Raw genomic sequence first — 18,646 nt, forward strand, 5'->3', positions numbered from 1 at the left:
TTACCAGCCGGAGTCGCGTTTGCGCCTCCAGATCCGGTAGGCCACAACTCCTACTGCCACTACTGTAGCAATGATTGCGAGGATTGGCCAAACCGCATACAGCCAACAGAGGGCCAGCTTGATCAGGAAGGCCGAGAGCGCCAGTATGACGGCGGATTCCAGGAGCTTTTCCAGCCAGCGTTTCGGTTGATTCTCCATGGTTCATCGCGCCTCCTCCGGCAATACTGCCTTGGCAGAATACTGCGGCACAGGATATCCGGGGATGTACAGGTCAGAAGCAATCTCGTTGCCCCAGACATCCCATTGCTCCGGGCAGGCAGAAGTGGGCCTGCGGCGGGCAAACAGTTCCAGGTAAGGCGGATGGCTGATCCGCTCAATGATGGGGAAAAACTCCTCCGGCTTATGGGAATGATCCTGCCGGGGCGCACGGACCAGGGACGGCTGCGCCCGGAATTTCAGTTCCGGTTTGCCGCGAATCCCAAGCAGCATTGTCTCGTGCGTATGACGCAGGTATCTGCCCAAGCCAAGATAGTACTTGTCCCAAATCATCTCGTCGATGTAGCGGTAGCCCCAGCTTTTCAGCACCTCCAGCCCCTCCGGGATCAGCCCCTGGGGTACCCACAGCCATGCCATGGCATCCTCGTGGCTGAGCGCCCGGATCGGCATGCGCTGGATTTGCTCCAGCGTCATCAGGTCATAGTGGCTGATTGCGCCCAGCTTTCCCTTCTGGTTCTTGCTCCAGGGCGGATCGGCGTAGATACAGCGATACTTTTCAAATGTCCCGAGCTCCTGAAGCAGCTGGACGGTGTCTTGTTCTTGTTTGTTCATGTGGTTGGTGGATCCTCCTTTCTGCGTTTACCGTTGACAGTTCTAGTAATGTGCTGTGTGAGTTTTTCGAGGTGAGTAGCAGCATCGGCTGCTTGCCGTCTCCGTGACCTGGCTGTTGGATTTTTAATGTTCGCACCCTATGCCGCGCATTAAAACACAAAAGATAGTTGAAAAACAGTCAATTTCATTTCAACTTTTGAAGCGAAGTAACGACCGATAACAGAGGTAGAAGGGCGATGATTGGTACCGATAAAACGATGTTGTAATCGTTGTTTTAAGGCTTGCAATATGTTCTGATATACCTTTTATCCGGCAAATGCTGCGCGGTTCTTCTCCCCGCCACAGACGGCCACAGGCCCCGTGTGCGCCCGTCGGAGTGCTTGGGGCATCCCTGCGCTCCGGAGCTGGCCAAACTGCGCCTCTGGCCGCAGCTAGGCCCACAGGAGCTGGGGCTCGTCCAGTGTCCCGGAGAGCCGCACGGACTCCCCCTGGGGATCGGTGGAGGCTTCGGAAAAGGCGGGGGCCAGACAGCTCTCAATCACTGGCCGGAAGGAGCGCACGGTCAGGGACTGCTCTGCGCTGCAGATATGGATCAGCTCCTGCATGATGCCGGTGTCGATATGATGGATTTTGATACCGTACTCCGCTGCGGACTCCAGCACCTGCTTGACCAGGATCCGAATCTTCGCCCCGTCGTCCAGCTCATGAAACTCCAAGAAGCACTGGAAGCGGCTGGCGATCTCCGCCAGATTACCCTGAGCAATAAAGGACTTGCGGGCCACCTCATTGTCGTGATAGATGCGGCCTGTCAGGGAGCCTTTCTGCCGCTCCGGCGCAGGCGATTTGTAGATGACCTCAATTCCATCCTCATGCTCCCGGATTTCCTCTGCCTTCGGCACAGCAAACCCGATCTTTTGCCTCCGTTCTTCTGAATCGTGTAGCAGCATATTCGACGTGAATATGAAGATGGATTTATGGAATTTGTATTCACGGCTGTGGTCGGGCAGCTCCCGTACAGCAGCGCAGCGGCCTTCATCCAGAACGGCCATCAGCACCTTCAACACTTGGGGAGCCGCCTTCTCGATCTCGTCAAAGATGAACACCGTGTAGGGATTCTGCACGACCGCATCAAAGAAAGGTTTGTCGTCATAGCCGACATAGCCTGCTGGAGAGCCCAAGAGACGGGATACACTGTGTGGCTCACTGAAGGTATTCGTGTCCGTCCAGGCCACACTGTATTGGTGAGGGCCAAGGGTGGAAAGGGCGGCGGCCAGTGCTTTTGCCGCCTCAGATTTTCCTGTTCCGGATGGGCCATAAGCAAAAATACTCAGCGGCTTTTGTGGATTTTGCTTGTTCACATGCATTGCAGAAAGCTGTGCCATAACGGCAATGGCATGATCCTGTCCCATGACCCGCCGGGACAGCTCCTGCTCCAGCTCCGATGCCCGAAGCAGCTGCGGCGCTTCCGACTGCGGCAGCGTCAGTTCCTCCATTGCCACCACCGGCTCCTCAGCACCTGCCGGAGGTCCCGTTCCCAACCGCTTCTCCGGCAGCGCCCGGAAGAAGCGAACCATCTCCGAAAAATCCTGAAAGAAAACCGGCGTGCCACGGGCAAGCACCTTCATGGCGCGGTTGCGTCCCCGGTACTGCACTGGCCTGTCCAGTTCCATGCTGTAGCGCCCGACCTCCCGGCGCAGGAGCACACCAGCCTGATCGGGCTGGCAGCCATCTGGCAGGCGGCAGTTGTCAAAAATGTAGGGGCAGTGGTACGGCAGACCAGACAGCTCCTGCTTCAGCCACTGGCAGTCCGCGTCAGACGCCAGGGGAAAATTACTCAGTTCCATGCCGACACCTCCAATGCACACGGGTATCCCGCAGCGTTCCCTTCAAGGCGGTTAAATCAGGCGCGCCGCCGCACAGCGGGCAGTCCTCGTTGGGCGTCTGGGGGATCCAGACCGTCTCATCAAAAAAGCAGAGTTCCTTGCCTGAGAAGACCTCGTCAAAGATCCCAAGATGTAAGGTGTTGCCCGCGTCCGGACGCATCCGGATCATGACGAAGTTCCGGTCGGCCACCTGATCCAGCAGGCCATGGTAGGGACTGCTCTCGCTTTCGCGGTAGAGCAGCAGCATCAATGCGATCTGCCCTTTGAGGGCGTTGACGCGGGAGGTGGCGAAGATGGCCGCCCCCTCCGAACCTACATCGTTTTGATAGCCCTCCCCATAGGCGCGGTACCTGCTCTCCATGGCGCAGCGGGCGCATCCACCACGGGTGACGCCCGGATAGCTGAAATAGATCTCCGCTGCCGCGCCGTGCTGATAGAGCTGTGCGGCCAGATAACAGCTGCCGTACTGCATGGCCAGCGCAGCCGCCCGTGCCTGGGCAGAAAAGCTGTCGGCGCAGCCGCAGATCAGAACGTCGGTGGGACGTTCCTGTAAGACCGACCCCACCACACGCTCGAACAGTTCGTCGCGGAAGCTGTCGTCCAAAAAGCGCGGCACAGCTATGACCTCCGCCACCGGGCTGATATCCAGCAGCCGATCCCGCAGCACCTCGACCTTGCTGCATCCCACTTCGCAAAGATATGCCTGCTGGGTTGCGAGATTGGAAAGCGTCACCACGTCGCCGTCGACCAGTACGAATCTTCCGACTCCGCAGCGGGCCAGTTCCTCGACAAACTGCCTGGAGCCTCCGCAGCCGATCACGACCACCGTCTTCTTGCGGAGTGCACTTTGAGGGCAGCAGCTCTGCACACGGGCGAAGATGTCCGCGCCGCATTTAGGATGCGTCCGCAAGCTTGGTAAGATCGGATCTGCCGCATAGTCCTCCAAAAGTCCCAGCGGCTGCGCCTCCAGCAAGATATCTGTACGAAAGGTATAGGCGTAGAGATTGATCTTTCCGTCCGGAGGGTCGTTCACGATCACAATGGGCATAAAGAAATCGTCGGTGATGTTAAGGGCCGACATGATCGCTTTGACATAGCGGTAATCTCCCTCCGAGGGCTTGGCGTAACCTTGTGGGTGGGAATGGACAAAGCCGACCAGCAGAATGTCCTGTGCGTCCCAATGGGCCAGGACGCGGTTAATCACCTCGGTGTCCGGAGAATAGGTGCCGCCGGTGACCTTAGCGGTGGCGTCAAAATAGAAGCGGTCGATGGTTTTGCCGCCGTCGCTGGAGCCCAGTATGCCGCCGCTTTCCGGCGGGCGTCTGCCGATGGTGTTGCAGATCTGATCGTAGACCTGCCGGGTCATATGAAGCTCTGGATGCATGTGTACCTCCTATCTGCACAGCTTGCGTGCAATCTCATCAAAAGTTCCTTTGCCTTGTACGTAGAGCGCGGTGACATCTGCCCAGAGCGCGGCCACAGCCAGCGCGTTCTCATAGGTGGCAATCCGCTGGCTCCAGCAGATATAGGGATAGCTCTCTCCGTCCTCCTGGATCCGGTGGGTAATGCTCAGACCATCCGGATGCCCACGGTAGTTGATCGGGCTGATGATATAGATCCGCCAACCACTGCCGTCCTCGTACTCCGCAAAGTAGAAATCCACATACAGCGAACCATCGCTGCTGCGGTAAGTTAACCAGCGCTCGGGCATGTCAGTTCACCTCCCTGTATGAGATTTTGAAGGAAAGCCCGCACTGAAATGCGGGCTTTCCGGGCATGAAAACTCAGTGGAACGTGCCGGGAGGGACTTCGCCCTGTCGGCCCCCATCAAAGTGGCCGGCGGGCAGACACATATGCTGTCTGCGCTTCATCTGATTTTCACCTCCTTGTCGTTCATGTTGGAAGGGGTAATCTGGGAGCCTTGCCTCGGGGGCAGAATCAAAAAGCGAAGCTGTATTTGATTGTCACTTCGCTTACCTGAAGCTCCGGATGCTCCAAGCTTGATTGCCCCTTCACTTCTCACAGGACATTTCTCTTCTGTTTGAAAACCAAAATTTGAAAATTTCCGAGAAAAAATTTGCGGCTTGCTCTAATGCCCCGTATAATAAAAGTGAGAATAATTGAAAAACACGGGGCAAGCATTAAACCGGATCGCAAAAACCGGCGTCTATCAGGCAGAAAGAGAAACAGCGTATAGACCTTAGCGGTATGCCTCGAGCTGTTTGCGCAGATATTCGAAAACGTAGCGCTTCCGTTTATTTACATTCGTCTGGGACATGTGCAAAAAGTTAGCAATTTCCCGCTCCTTATAGCCCGCGACAGCCCGCAGGAAGATCTCTCTGTCGCTGTTGGATAAAGCTCCAAGGGCGAAACGGATTGCCTGCCGCAGATCCCGCCGGACGCATTCTTCTTCAACATTGTCTGAAGATGAAAAGTCCAACCCGTCCGTCATGAACTTTTCCAGAGACAAAACTCCCCCAGAGGGGGTCTTGGGGCATTGACTGCAGTCTTTCATACAGCGCCTGCCGTTTTCATCTATGCAGCGTTTCTGCCGCTCTACTCGCTTTTGCTCCCGCCAGACAGGCTGCATATAGGCGAGGTAGACCTCTTTGCTCACCGCGACCTGTTCTCCTTCAATGTCCAGATAGTATTGCTTTTGTACTGCATCATTTGTCATGACCGGCTCCTTTGGTTTCGGGGAAACCGCGAGAGCCGTCCATGGAACAAAAATCCGCAAAAAAGCGGGACGGCAGCAGGATGCCTTCAGTAAGGCACCGCACTGTCGTCCCGGCGATCTCGCGGATTCCGTATTCGGTTGGTACATGGGTGATTGCGTGTGTGTGGCAGATCAGGCTATCACTTTGCTGTTTTTGATCACCGCCTTTCCGTCCGGCAGGAACCGGATCTGGGTAATGCAGTCTTTGCGCCGGATCTCCACCGTGGCGCGACGCTTGTCCACCTGACAGACCTTGCGTCCGTCACTGTTGCGAATGTCTTGCATAAAACAGCTCCTTTCCAACGCTTTTTCTTGTCCGACCTATCCTCTTTGAGTCAATACCATTGTATCGGAAGACAATCGGCTCTTGAATGGCGTTGGAACGCAACGGAACCCATTGGAACACTTTTTGCAAAAAAATAAGCCGCTGGCCAAAACGACCAGCGGCAGATAGGCAACCAGCAGTAATGTATCAGGAAAGGGGTGTGTGGATATGGCTGAAAAGCGGTATATGAACGAAGCTGCGGAAAATATCGGGAAGAAGCTGACTGAAATTCGTCGGCAAGGGTATCGGGAGGATCCTAGCAACACACCTCCTTTGCTCTATCTCTTAGGCTACGATGGCTTTCGATCCCCGGAGCAGGTAGAGGCTTTGCTGATAAAAGCCATACATCACGCGATCCACAATCAAGATGACAGGGAGCTTTTGTTGATGGCCTTTCGGTTGCTGAGGGGCTACGATGATGCCACCATGAAAGATATCGGGGATCGCAGACGGCGCTATGTATTGGAACATAAGCGGCTGACGAAGGATGAAATGATTGCCTATCAGGCAGCTGAGGACGATCTGGGCGCAAAAATAGCCGCACTGAAAGCGGCCTATGATCGGCTCCGTAAGGAGGAGGACAGGCTGATTGTGAAGCTGTCTAATATGCTCTCCGTCATCTCGGATATTGACAGCTACGTAGAAGATATTGACGATTACCTGAGTTTAGTACCAGCAGTAATGGAGAACCTGCGTACAGTTTCTATCCTTACGCCAGGAGCGTTCTGCTGGGACAACTCGCTCATCCTCGGAAGAGACAATCTGCTTACAGAAGTCGTCCAGGCCATGCAGGAGCAGAAGTGCCGTATTCAGCTGACTGGCATGGGCGGCATCGGGAAAACAGAAGTACTGAACAAGCTCTATGCGTGGCTGTTAGATCATCCAGAAGAACATTGCTACGACCTAGTTGGCTTAATTCATTACAGCGGCGACATTGATATGGACATGACGCAGCAGTGCTCACTCTCCATCATGGAAAATATTATTGATGTCTGGAGCTATCTGCGTCAGATCGCCTCAAAATATAAGGTACTGCTTTTGATTGACGATATCCGTCCCCAACAGGCCGAGAATGAAATGCCGGTAGACATGGATTCGTCTTTCTCCAAACTCCAGACATTGCATGTCTCCATTCTCTTTGCGTCCCGCGCTCCCATTCCAGGCTATATTAGCAGAAAAATTGCTCCGCTTTCCACCGACGAATGCATTCAGGTCTTCCAAGATCAGCACTATCTGGATTTTGACGCGGAGGAGCGACCGCTACTGTCCGAGGACGACCGGTTGCAGTTGAAGAATATCATCGAAAATCGCTGCGGCTGGAACACGCTGGTAGTCAGCCGCTTGGGAGCCATAACGCGGGAGCATTGCTGGACAGTTGACAAGCTGGCAACGGAACTGAAAAAGAGAAATTTTAGTATTCGCAGAAGTGCTGACGGAGGATACGGCATTTCAGACGAGGAACTGCAAACGGAGCTAAATAAGCTGTATAATTTGAGTAAAGTCAAGAGCCGTTCTGAACGGAGCATCCTCGAAGCGTTTACCATGTTTTCCACGGTTCCATTGGATGCGGAAACTTGTATAGACTGGTTTTCCGAGGACGCACATCTGGACGATGAAGAGTGCCTTTTCGCACTTCGAAAGCTGGCATTGCATACCTGGTTGATGCGCCATGTCCGCAGATCTGACGGGTTTATTCATTTTTCCATGCATCAAATCGTAAAATCTGCAGTTTGTGCTCAGTCAAATATTCGGGAAGAAGACCATGCACATCTGATGAAACGCAGTTGGGGCATCGTGGAGATCGAGGCGAGAAACAGAGAAGACGCGAAGTGGGCGAGGGCTATTCTTGCAAAGTCCGGCGACACAGTGCATTTCCGTATCCAGTTCAAGAACACAGGGAAAATGGAAATGAAAAATGTACTACTTCGGGATATCCTGCCGCCCGGCCTTACCTATCTGGAGGGCAGCACCACAGTTTATACTGGAAACCATCTGGAAGGAATTGTGGTGAGTGATAATATTTTATCTAATTCAGGGATTAACATCGGACACTTTGGGCCGGGGGCCAATGCGTGGGTTTATTTCTCTGCTGATGTGGAACCTCTTTATACCCCGCATAACCGTATCCTGCGCAATATAATCCAGATGAACGGCGGTTTTGTGACCAAGACGGCCTATGCCGATGTTGCCGTTGAAGCTGGCACTTAAAAAACCTCAAAAGAACAGGAGGTCAGACACCCATGGCCGAAAAAGAATACATTATTACACTGGTTCGCTCCGCCCAGGGAGGGGACAGCGCAAGTTTTGCCGAACTGTATAACCTGTACTACCAAAAGGTCTTTGCCTTCATCCGCACGATTGTAAGAAACAGCGCGGATGCGGAGGACATTTTGCAGCTCACCTTCCTGAACGCTTGGCGAAACCTTGACCAGCTCTCCGATCCCGCCGCGTTCAACACATGGATCCAGGTTATTGCCCGGAATCTGTCTACCAGCCACTTGCGCAAGAAAAACTTTGTGCTGCTGCTGGATGCGGAAAAGGATGACACCCCGGTAGACATTGAGGATACGGAGCTGCTCCTTCCGGAGGTCTATGCCGAGCAGGAGGATTTGAGCCGCCGTCTGGGAAAGATCATTGACTCCCTCAGCGATGTGCAACGCCAGACAGTTATGCTGTTTTATTTCGACCAGCTCAGCGTGGAGGAGATCGCGCAGGTCATGGAGTGCAGCACCGGAACCGTCAAATCCCGCCTGTTTCTGGCCCGGAAGACCATCCGCACGGAGATTGAGGAACAGGAGCGCAAGAGCGGTCAGAAGTTTTACGGCATTGCAGGGATTCCCATGCTGGGACTCTCCGAGATCTTTACCCGTCAGGCCGAGGCCTTCTCGCTGCCATCCTCTACCGCTGGCAGCATCCTGGAGCGCATCAGCTCCACCATCGCACAGGAGGCGACAAGCGCGGCACAAAGCGCCGCAGCCACCGGGGGCGACAGCGTATCGCCTGCAGCCGGAACTGCAGCGGAGACGGCGGCAAGCGCGGCAACAGGGGCTACAACGAAGGCTGGGCTCTCTCTGGGCGTAAAGATTCTGGCCGGAGTCCTGGCGGCGAGCGTGATCGGCGGCGGGGCTTGGCTGGTCTCCCACCAGTCTTCTGATGCGCCTCCGGTAAGCAGCGATGCTCCCTATATGGAGGAAAGTACCAACCCCAGTGAAGACGCATCGGACGATGAGGCTGGAGAACCCGTAGTGTCTGAACCAGGTGCGCTGCAGTGGGACGCACTCTCGCCGGAGCAACAGGAGCTGCTTTTGGCGCTGGCGGCAGCCACAGACGCTTTTGACTACGAGGAAGCTATGGCCCTGATGTCCAGCGATACATACCTTGGCCTCTATACGGAGAAATATTTGAAGGTATTCCCGGAGAACAACAACAGCATGTGGGGCGGCATTTATGACAAGGATCAGCTGTTATATTCCCTGTCCTCCTCGGCTGGATCAGGAAGTGAATCTTGCTTTTGCACCTTTGGAGATGGCACATACCAAAGTGCCAGGTACAACCAGGCCAGCATTTCAATCAGTCATTTCGCCGGCGAGCAAGGCAGTGAAAACGGCCCCTTCCGCCATGTGTCTTATAACCCCAACGAGGGTTCAGTGCTTATCAATGAGGGTACCGCAGCCAACGGCATCCGGGTGGGAACGGAAGTGACGACCAGAATGTCTGGCGGCGAAGAAAGGCGGCTGATCTATGAGTATGACCAGCAGGGGAACCTGACCAACTATGTGGTCAACGATTCCGGCGTCACAGTCATGTTCTATGAAGGTACGAACATCAATCGCTCTATCAATGTAAATAACTATCCGATGCAGGCCACCGTAATCCAGTAACTATACAGCGCCATATTTATGCGCAAAAAAGAGAGGCAGACGACCGCATGGACATCTGCCTCTCTGATCCTATTTAGTTTTTGAAAGGCGCTCGAATTTGTCCAAAAATCTATCTTGCTTTTGTTTTTTTGTTGCTATAATATAAATGTATATGCGCTCATTTGTGCGTTTTGTATAGGTGTGGCGCTGGTAATAGAGAGAAAGGGCAAGATGAAAAGAAAGCAACCATTCTGGGTAAGATTGTTCTCCCCAGTCAGGCTAAAAACACAGAGAATTTATGTAGCGGGAAGCCACCCACGGGTCAGGCTTGCCGCTTTTAATGTTTTTGTAGGCATTGGCTCCTTCTTAGTTGCTTTCTTGCTCGGCTCTGTCTTGATGATCCCCGGTGAATCCAGCGCGGAGGATGTTTCTACGCTGGCTAATGATGCTAGCTTATCCGCTGCCCTCACACCAGAAGCCATGAACCTAGCTGTTACGCCAACACCGGGTGGCACTCTTGCCAGTGATGAGCTGGCTATCCAAGTAAGTACAGATAACACTACAGGCTATACTCTTACCCTCGCTCTTGCCGGAGCTGAAACCTCTCTTAATGATCCTGCAAGTGGAGGTAAAATCCAGTCCTCTATTGCCGACATAAATAGCCCAGCGACCCTCTCAGTAAATACCTGGGGTTGGTATCCAGATTCCTTAGCAAACAATACAGGAAATCTCTTTTCTGCTCTGCCGAGCAACTCGGATCCTTATGAACTTAAGAAAACCAGTTCCCCAACTTCTGGTTCTGGCGAAACCACCACCATTAGTTTTGGCGTAAATGTAGACACTACTCTACCAGCAGGTTCATATACCAATGCTATTGTAATCTCTGCCGTGACTAACTATGTCCCTCAGCCCATCCTAGATGTCTACCCCACTACTGGCTGGGCAGGGGACACTATCACCATATACAGCAATGGTGGCTTTGTTAATGTCCAAAGCGTTACTATTGGCGGTACAGACTGCACTAGCATAGATGTAAAGAGCGCAGACGAACTCACCTGCACTTTGCCTAGCAAAGCAGAAACAGATACTACTTCAGGCACAGATAATGGTTACAGTATCTCCGTAACTGCTAGCAATACTTCACTAGATACCCATAACTTCACTATTAGATACTTTAACCCAAACAGAACTGAAACTGCCTCTGTTTCCAATACCCAAATAACCAATACTAATATGAGCAGTTTCACTGGTGTAGATTGTGGTAGCCTATCCGTTGGCGACATTGTCTCTCTAACCGACGAAAGAAATGGTCAGACTTACAGAATAAAGAAAATGCAAGATAACAAATGTTGGATGGTAGATAACCTCAAATATGCTGGTGAAGCTAATACAGATCTTGCTAACGTAGACGGTACCTATGGTCTTGTCTACAACAATGAGCCTAACAGATGGAACACCGTAGACGGCACAAGCACTGAGAGCGCCGAAAACTTCGACAAAGCCTTCTACAATAACCCAATGTCTGCCTCCTACTGCTACGGCGATTCAATCCAAAGCTCCTACACCAAATGTGGCTACCTCTACAACTGGTATGCCGCTACAGCCGGAACTGGCACCTATGACACTTACTTCTATGGCACCAATGTCTCAGGTTCTATCTGCCCCACTGGTTGGAGATTGCCAAGTGCTATGAGTGATGGCTCTACCGCTACGGGTAATGGCACTAGCTACACCGCTGCAGACTTTGCTGTCCTTAACGCTTCTATGAACGCAGGCTCTCTAACTTCTGGATCTACATCTAACTACCTAGCAGGTTGGCTATTTGCAGGTACTTGGTCCGGCGTCTTCTCCGGCCACTGGTCCACTAGCTTCGTCAATCAAGGTTCCTACGGCTACTACTGGTCTTCTACTGTCTACAATTCCACCAGCGCGAGGAGCCTGTACTTCAACAGCTCCAACGTCACCCCAGGTGACCCCAACGAGCGAGACAGGTACCGCGGTCTCGCTGTCCGCTGTGTGATGGATAGCACAGGCGTGCAGATCACCTACGATGCCAACGGTGGCTATTTCGATAACGACCCTTCCAAAACTACAGAATTAATTACCTACCAAATTGCAGAAGGCAGTACAGAAACCAAGATTGCCAAAACCTCTAACATTTCTGATGATGGTACACAAAGTGGCGGCTATGGAGATAATGTTTCGGATACCCAAACCGTTACCATCCCCGGAGCTTCATCACTTAGAGTAACCGTTACTTACCAGACAGAATCCACTAGCTTTGACTGGTTAGCTATTTATGATGGCTCAGTTACTCCATCACAATCTAACTACGCAGATTCTATTACCGGAAAATTAGGTGGTACAACTAAAGTAGAAAACCAAGTCTTTATTATCCCTGGAGATACAGCTCAGTTTTACTTTAGAAGTGATAGCTCTAGTTCTAACTACTACGGTTATTACGCTATTGTTCAAGAAGAACTTGCAATTACCCCAAGTGGCGAAGTATCTACTCCTACTCGTCCAGGCTATGTATTCATGGGCTGGTATACAGACTCAGCCGGTACAGCAGGTAATGAGTTTACGGTTAATCCTTCTATGGAGTCTGGCACGGTTTATGCGAAATGGGGGCAAAATTACCTTGATGATGTTACTTATATGCAAGACTTAACTGCCACTCAATGTTCCGACAGTTATGACGGCGCTACAGCTACCCTAAAAGACAGAAGAGATAACAATAGTTATACTATAGCCAAAATTAACGGTAGCTGCTGGATGACACAAAACTTAAGGCTTGCTGGTGGAACTACCCTTACTAGCACCTACTCTAACGTATCTTCTAGCTATACTATTCCTACTACTGACTTAACTAGTGGCAACTCCTATACCGACGGTAGAATCCATAACTCTGGCAATACTACCACAGGTTACTGGTATAACTACTGTGCGGCTTCGGCAGGAACTGTATGTTCACGAACCCAACAAGACGCATCCTACGATATCTGCCCTAAAGGCTGGAGATTGCCAACTAAGACTGAATTTGATGGCATTAGTGGTACTAGCTACATATCCGCTTTTTCGCCTGTTACTGGCGGGTTCTACGTCGATGGCTCGCTCTTCACTACTAGCAACGGCTACTGGTGGTCCTCTACTGCGAGCAGTAGCAACGATCAGTACCGCCTGAGCTACAATGGTAGTAGCTTGGGTACCCACTACGACTACAAGCACTACGGGTACTACGTACGGTGTATACGGGATACTTCAATTGATGATGGAGACGTGCCTCTCTAATAGATTTTCGCATAGAGAAGTGCGTATCGCATATCTATCGGGGAACGATACATTAATACGATAACTAGTCAAAAGCAGGAACATCACCACTGGGTTCATCTGTGGAAATGTTCCTGCTTTGTCGTTTTCTAAGCCTCTTATGAAATTATCAGTCATCCTCCAATAACTTGGATGGCGAAATCCTCAACACCTGGGCGATCTTAAACAGGGTTTCGAGGGAGACGCCCCGGATCGTCCCTGTCCCCTCAACCTGCCCGATAAAATTGACACTCTTACCGATGCGCTCGGCGAGGACTTCCTGCGTCAGACCGGCCTTTTTCCTGTAATACGCGATTTTGAGACCCAAAGTGATATAACGCTCTGGAAACTCCGTTTGCACAATACCACCTCCCGGGTATTATGCTATCAACAAAGCAGATAAATTATAATTGAAACAGATTAGATATTCATTTACTTTAAGTCAATAAACATCTATAATAAGAAAAGGGTTATTTACTTTACTGCGGAGTTTATCCTGTCGGGCGGAGAGCAAAATGTTGAGACTATACACTGTGAGCTTCTTTGGGCATCGCATCATTGAGGATTTTAATCGAGCAGAGGCAAAAGCGGAAGCACTTATCCGCGAGCTAATTTTACAAAAAGAATATGGCACATTGTCAAGTCAAGTGCAACACTTTCTGAAAATGGACTTCAAAGGGTGAGAGCCAGCCCAGGCATTTACGGGGACGAAGATTGAGAGCATCTTCAAAAAGCTGTATTTGTTCATGGGAGAGGGCAGCAATATCAGAACCTTTTGGGATAAATTCACGAAGCAGGCCGTTGGTATTTTCGTTTGTTCCGCGCTGCCATGGAGCATACGGCGGAGGGAAATAGAACGTCACGCCCGGGATTGCGTCCATGACATCCCGGTAGGCGGCAAATTCATGCCCCCGGTCCGGTGTAACGCTTTTCACCAGGGATTTCGGCATCCTGCGGAGCATGTCCTTCATGGCGTCAGCGGTCAGGCCGGAGTTGCTGGAGGCCACCTTTTTCAGCAGACAGATGCGGGATTTTCGGTCTACAAGAGTGACAATAAAGGCCCCGCCCTTTTTACCAGCAACCGTGTCTCCCTCATAATGTCCGCACTCTGCCCGCGTCTGACACGCCTCCGGTCGGTCTTCTACTGTGGATAAAATGGTGTATTTCCCCTGCTTGTTCTCTTCTCCAGCCTTTTTGCGCCGTTTCCCTTTCCGGCGGAGCTTGCTGACGAAACGATCCCCTTTCCGCCGATAGCCAGACCGTGCCTGTGAGGCATCCAAAACCCCGGCCCAAATCCCACGGTAGATGCTGATCCAGCTGATTTGCAGCGGGTTTCCCTCCAGCTTCAAGCGGTTAGAGATTTGCTCCGGAGACCAGTGCAGATCTTCCACATAGCGGCGTATTTGCTCTCTGTATACCGGATTAGATAAGATTCGCTTCCTTCCGCAGTTCTTCCGCCGCTTCTCATACCGATGCTGTGCTCTCGATGGCAAATAAGAATGCTTCTTGTCGCGCACCCGTTTGTATTCCCGTGTCACGGTAGACGCCGACCGGTGCAGCGCCCGGGCAATTTCCCGGAAACTTTTCCCCTGCCCGTGCATCAGGTATAGCTTTTCCCGCTCTTCTATGCTAAGATGTTTGTAGTGACTCATAGGGTTGCCCCCCTTCATTTGGTTGTCCGCAAACACCATTGTAAGGGCTTATCCCCTATGAGTCCACTTCTTTCTTACACTGTTGCACTTGTATTGTATATGCGCCTATGTAGAATTCTTGGTCGGGCGCGGCGGGGATTTTGACCAGATCGTATCCTCCGCTGTAAAGCGGTTCCAGCGCCGCATAAGAGCAGATAACAGCTCTCTGGTATGGATATTGCCATATCCCACAGCGGAGCTGCGAAACTATGAGGAAAGTTTCTCTGCCTATTATGACGAAATCGAGATCTGCGATGCCGCGCAGAACAGCCACCCTAAGAGAGCCTATCAAATCCGCAACCGGCAGATGGTGGATCGAAGTGATCTGGTGGTTTTCTATGTGGAGCACAATTCAGGCGGAGCTTATCAGACAATGCAGTATGCACAAGGAAAAGGAAAACGAATCATTAATCTCGCAGAGCAGCCCTCCGAAGAATAAAAAGAGTACCATTGCCCTCGTGCGAGACAACGATACTCTTTCTCTGTCAGGTGGATATTAGAACAGGGACGCTTCCAGATACGCCTGATCCAGATCGTCCTGGGCGACGCCGAGGTAGCGCCGTGTCACATTGTAGTTGCTGTGGTTATAGATTTCCATAATGACTACGGGAGAGACCTCGCCGCTTGTCCACGCATGATACCCCCAGGTCTTTCGCAGACTGTGGCAGGCAATGCGCCCGGAAATCCCAACGGCCTCCGCCGCCCCATGGATGATCCGCCACGCCTGCATCCGGCTGATCGGCTTACCGTCCCGGTTGTTGCAAAAGATATAGCGCCCGCGCCGGTATGGATAGTACAGGCGCAGCGCATCAATGGCCTGTTGGTTCAACGCGATGATCTTGCCTTTTCCCGTCTTATGCTCCGTCACATTGACATGAGAATGAAACTTCTCCCGCACCGGATCGTAGACTTCCGGCCATGTCAGGCGCAGCAAATCACTGATGCGCAGCGCCGTATAGGTGCCAACAACCAGCATCGCATGGTTTCGGTATTGCTTGCGGCCCAGAAAATACTCCGCAAGCTGCCGTAATTGTTCCTTATTCCGAATTGGTTCTGTTGCTGCCATAATTTAAACAGCCCCCTTATCCGTAGATGTTGAAACACAACCGGAAAGAGAACGAAGGTTACATTCTCCGTCGGGGGTACCTGCTTAAGCTATATTTTACCATGAAGGATCGACTATCTTCAAGTCGATTCCGCATGATTCTGGATATTCTTTCAATCACCCGCTCGGATTTTAATTGGAAAAGCAGGTAAACTGGATAGAGAAACCAGCTGGAATACAACAGAGGATGGAAAATGTAACATTCCAAGCAGCAGGATTTATGGGGGCTAAAATTTCTTCTTAAAAAATCTGAAAATCATTAAACCGGTTTTTGAAAGTGGGCGTCTATGAGGTGAAACACACCGGAAAGCAGAACGGAGGGTACATAACTGATGAAAAGATTACTGTCACTATTTATGCTTGCAGCCTTGATGCTGTCCCTGACTGCCTGCGGCAGCGAGAATAGCCCTGATTATTCTGACTCAGAGACAAACGGGACAAGCGATGTGCTGCCTATTGAGACTGCTCCCGATACAAAAACACAGGAAAACAGCGTTTCGGAGGTGGAAAGCTGCAATCATTTGGACGATTTTCAGCAGTATGGCTTTACCTTTGTGGATCTTAGAGATGATATGGAGATTCAAATGTGGGAACGCTTAGTTGGGAAACTCGTTTCTGACGCTACAACAATCTATCTCAGCTATTATGATTTTCACTATGATGTTCCTCTTTCCGAGGGAAATATAAAGGACTATCTTTCAATCACTACGAAACCGTTAGATTTTTCTGACCGAGTAAAGCACTATAACGATGTGGGATACGATGTATCCTATACAGATGGGCTGATGGAGATGCTGACATTTGTAGCAAAAAGATTCTATGAGAACCCGACGGCACCTTTCGCAGATCTTGTACCTGATGAAATTGCAAAAGCTGCGGAAGAAAACCATATTTTCATTGGGATTTCCTACTCAAATGTTTGGAATTTGTGGTTTCTTTCTCTGGATCACGGCTATGTGGCCGACACTTACTCTGACGGATCCCAAGATATCCAGGTAGGGATGATACATTTCTATACAGATACCGCCGATGAGACAGAGCTCTCTTATTGCGATATTACTGGCGTGAACAACACCACTAGTCAAGAACTGTTTTGGACCATTAAGGATGGTGGCAGTGGCTGTTCCTTTGACCCGGATACACTTCAATGGCATTTTACTCCGGAGGTCACATCTCTGCTTCTGGATATCATACCGATGCTAAACTCGGCTCCCGTGAAGTGATGTACCGCCCAAAAATAAGAGGAGAACGAAATGAAAAAAATAGCCGCTCTATTTCTTTTCTGCGTTTTGGCACTCAGTTTATCAGCCTGTAACTCATCTTCCAATAACGGCGTGCCGCCCTCCGAAACAGGAAGCGCGGGCAGCACGGCCAATTTTGACGAAGTGGGCCTCGAATCAGAAGATGAGGCGGAAGACCTTGTGGGCGATTGGACCCTGGAGCTCCGTTTCCCGGACGACGCCCACGATCCGCTCATTCTCCGCTGCCATGTGGAAACGGAGGACAGCATGGTGCTGTATCTGGACGATGGGACAGAGCTCACCCTCTCCTATGGAGCAGAGACCACGTCTCCGCTGGCCGGAGAGGGAGAGTGCCTGTGGATTGCCAATGAGGACGGAAGCCTGTACTATACAGGCGCATACTCCTATGATCGCGCCAGCCGGTATTTTGGATTCTTTACGGAGGAATATACGGACGATGGCCATATCCTCCTGCCGGGTTCCACATTCTGGGACGTGTTCCCCAGAAAGGGAGGGAAGGAAGTACGCCTCCTGAGTGCTGAAAGTTTTTCTGAAGGAGCGGCCTGGATCACGGTGGTACAGGGTGACGATGATTATCCGTACTTTTACACAGATGACTCTTGGCTATATCTGATCGACCACAGCGGCCAAGTACTCCATTCCATTCACGACCATACCAACACTCTCACAACAAATTTCAAGCATGGCGCTTGCTTAGTCCATACAGAAGAGGACGAGTATCTTTTGAGCAACACAGGTGAGGTGATCTGGAGCGTTTCTGAGGATGGCTGGGCAAAGGCAGAACGACTCTTTGGAGCAGGGAGCGTGGAGGCAATCTCCATAGACAACGATCACCACGAGAATAACTTTCGCGGCATTGTGGCTTCGGCAGGCTATTCCCACCAAAGCCTTCCTTTCAACGGGTACTGTCTGGTAAATTTCGAAGTGAATACCTTTGAGAAAACCGGGGACTTTATGGGGATCCTGGACAGCAGCGGTCAGTGGGTGCTGGAGCCGATGGATTCCAATATCAAACTGTACTGTGATAAATGCTATGCGGAGTATTACCTGGATGGGATATGCTACGTTATCAATCTTGAAACGCGAGAGGTCGCCCAGTCCCCGGATCACTATGAACTCTGGGACGTAATGGACGCGTGGCAAGATGCCTATGACCGAGAGTTCCAAAACGGCCTGCTCTACGACAAGGAAAAGGACGGTTTCATCGATGCTGACGGGAATGTCGTGATTGACCTCTCCGGCTATTCGATCACATATTCGTTCGCAGTGGACCCGTCATACGTTCCCACATTCTGCAACGGGTACTGCGTTTTGCCTGTGAACAACGCCGACGGCGCCCAATACGTCACTGTCCTGGACACCCAAGGCAATCAGGTGGTTCCACCCATCAAGAACCCCGACGGCTGCGGCGGTTATGCCTCTGACGGCTATTTCTTGAGCACACGGGGTTTATTGCCCCAGTTTTACCAGTCGCATTTCCCTGCGAGCGAAGCATATATCAGGCTAGCCGACGGACAGCCTCTGGACATCCCCTATCTGCCAGAATACGCTTTTTCGGAAGGAGTCGCCGTAGTTCGGGATGACCATAATCGCCATTATTATATTGATGTAAATGGCAATGACGTGTTTCCACAACCACAATCCTAATCTCTTAGATGGGAGGTACA

At 51.4% G+C, this 18,646-nt stretch carries 16 protein-coding genes; 6 read left to right on the forward strand and 10 right to left on the reverse strand.

The window, feature by feature from the left end:
- The 7 genes from H7U37_RS02295 to H7U37_RS02325 all read right to left on the reverse strand — a co-directional run bounded on the left by H7U37_RS02295 (position 1) and on the right by H7U37_RS02325 (position 5,712).
- Complete coding sequence (locus H7U37_RS02295; RefSeq protein ID WP_204873272.1) at positions 1–198, reverse strand: hypothetical protein; 198 nt, start codon at positions 196–198, stop codon at positions 1–3.
- A 3-nt stretch (positions 199–201) separates the two neighbouring features.
- On the reverse strand, positions 202–828 hold the full coding sequence (locus H7U37_RS02300; protein WP_204873274.1) for an MT-A70 family methyltransferase: 627 nt from the start codon (positions 826–828) through the stop codon (positions 202–204).
- A 431-nt stretch (positions 829–1,259) separates the two neighbouring features.
- Positions 1,260–2,672 carry an AAA family ATPase gene (locus H7U37_RS02305; protein WP_204873276.1) on the reverse strand — a complete coding sequence of 471 codons (1,413 nt, stop codon included), beginning with the start codon at positions 2,670–2,672 and terminating at the stop codon, positions 1,260–1,262.
- Positions 2,659–4,095: a ThiF family adenylyltransferase gene (locus tag H7U37_RS02310; protein WP_204873278.1), complete on the reverse strand. Its 1,437-nt coding sequence runs from the start codon at positions 4,093–4,095 to the stop codon at positions 2,659–2,661. Before H7U37_RS02310 ends, H7U37_RS02305 begins: the two co-directional genes overlap by 14 nt.
- 9 nt (positions 4,096–4,104) lie before the next feature.
- Positions 4,105–4,422, reverse strand: coding sequence for a hypothetical protein (locus H7U37_RS02315; protein WP_204873280.1), 318 nt, complete (start codon positions 4,420–4,422; stop codon positions 4,105–4,107).
- Positions 4,423–4,911: 489 nt separating this feature from the next.
- Positions 4,912–5,388 carry an RNA polymerase sigma factor gene (locus H7U37_RS02320; RefSeq protein ID WP_204873282.1) on the reverse strand — a complete coding sequence of 159 codons (477 nt, stop codon included), beginning with the start codon at positions 5,386–5,388 and terminating at the stop codon, positions 4,912–4,914.
- A 171-nt stretch (positions 5,389–5,559) separates the two neighbouring features.
- Entirely contained in the window at positions 5,560–5,712 is a 153-nt protein-coding gene (locus H7U37_RS02325) for a hypothetical protein (protein ID WP_204873284.1), read from the reverse strand.
- Positions 5,713–5,920: 208 nt separating this feature from the next.
- Between H7U37_RS02325 and H7U37_RS02330 the strand changes: the two genes are divergently transcribed.
- From H7U37_RS02330 to H7U37_RS02340, 3 genes are all read left to right on the forward strand, one after another.
- Positions 5,921–7,960 carry a DUF11 domain-containing protein gene (locus tag H7U37_RS02330; protein WP_204873286.1) on the forward strand — a complete coding sequence of 680 codons (2,040 nt, stop codon included), beginning with the start codon at positions 5,921–5,923 and terminating at the stop codon, positions 7,958–7,960.
- Positions 7,961–7,992: 32 nt separating this feature from the next.
- Positions 7,993–9,633, forward strand: coding sequence for an RNA polymerase sigma factor (locus H7U37_RS02335; RefSeq protein WP_204873288.1), 1,641 nt, complete (start codon positions 7,993–7,995; stop codon positions 9,631–9,633).
- Between the two features lie 210 nt (positions 9,634–9,843).
- A complete protein-coding gene (locus H7U37_RS02340; protein ID WP_204873290.1) occupies positions 9,844–12,903 on the forward strand; it encodes an FISUMP domain-containing protein in 3,060 nt (1,019 codons plus the stop codon).
- A 148-nt stretch (positions 12,904–13,051) separates the two neighbouring features.
- Here H7U37_RS02340 and H7U37_RS02345 read toward each other — a convergent pair whose 3' ends face one another.
- Together H7U37_RS02345 and H7U37_RS02350 are read right to left on the reverse strand one after the other, a co-directional pair.
- Positions 13,052–13,282, reverse strand: a complete 231-nt coding sequence (locus H7U37_RS02345; protein ID WP_204873292.1) for a helix-turn-helix domain-containing protein — start codon at positions 13,280–13,282, stop codon at positions 13,052–13,054.
- A 277-nt stretch (positions 13,283–13,559) separates the two neighbouring features.
- Positions 13,560–14,573, reverse strand: a complete 1,014-nt coding sequence (locus H7U37_RS02350; protein WP_204873293.1) for an IS30 family transposase — start codon at positions 14,571–14,573, stop codon at positions 13,560–13,562.
- 118 nt (positions 14,574–14,691) lie between these two features.
- Here H7U37_RS02350 and H7U37_RS02355 point away from each other — a divergent pair, with 118 nt between their 5' ends.
- Positions 14,692–15,051, forward strand: coding sequence for a hypothetical protein (locus tag H7U37_RS02355; RefSeq protein ID WP_243414201.1), 360 nt, complete (start codon positions 14,692–14,694; stop codon positions 15,049–15,051).
- Between the two features lie 57 nt (positions 15,052–15,108).
- Here H7U37_RS02355 and H7U37_RS02360 read toward each other — a convergent pair whose 3' ends face one another.
- Positions 15,109–15,678 (reverse strand): tyrosine-type recombinase/integrase, encoded by a 570-nt coding sequence (locus tag H7U37_RS02360; protein ID WP_204873294.1) that lies wholly within the window; start codon positions 15,676–15,678, stop codon positions 15,109–15,111.
- Positions 15,679–16,049: 371 nt separating this feature from the next.
- Between H7U37_RS02360 and H7U37_RS02365 the strand changes: the two genes are divergently transcribed.
- Together H7U37_RS02365 and H7U37_RS02370 are read left to right on the forward strand one after the other, a co-directional pair.
- A complete protein-coding gene (locus H7U37_RS02365) occupies positions 16,050–16,940 on the forward strand; it encodes an LptM family lipoprotein (protein WP_204873295.1) in 891 nt (296 codons plus the stop codon).
- Between the two features lie 30 nt (positions 16,941–16,970).
- Positions 16,971–18,626, forward strand: a complete 1,656-nt coding sequence (locus H7U37_RS02370) for a hypothetical protein (RefSeq protein ID WP_204873296.1) — start codon at positions 16,971–16,973, stop codon at positions 18,624–18,626.
- The last annotated feature ends 20 nt before the right edge of the window (positions 18,627–18,646 follow it).

The sequence above is a fragment of the Pseudoflavonifractor phocaeensis genome (genome assembly GCF_016901735.1).
Classification (GTDB): domain Bacteria; phylum Bacillota; class Clostridia; order Oscillospirales; family Oscillospiraceae; genus Pseudoflavonifractor_A.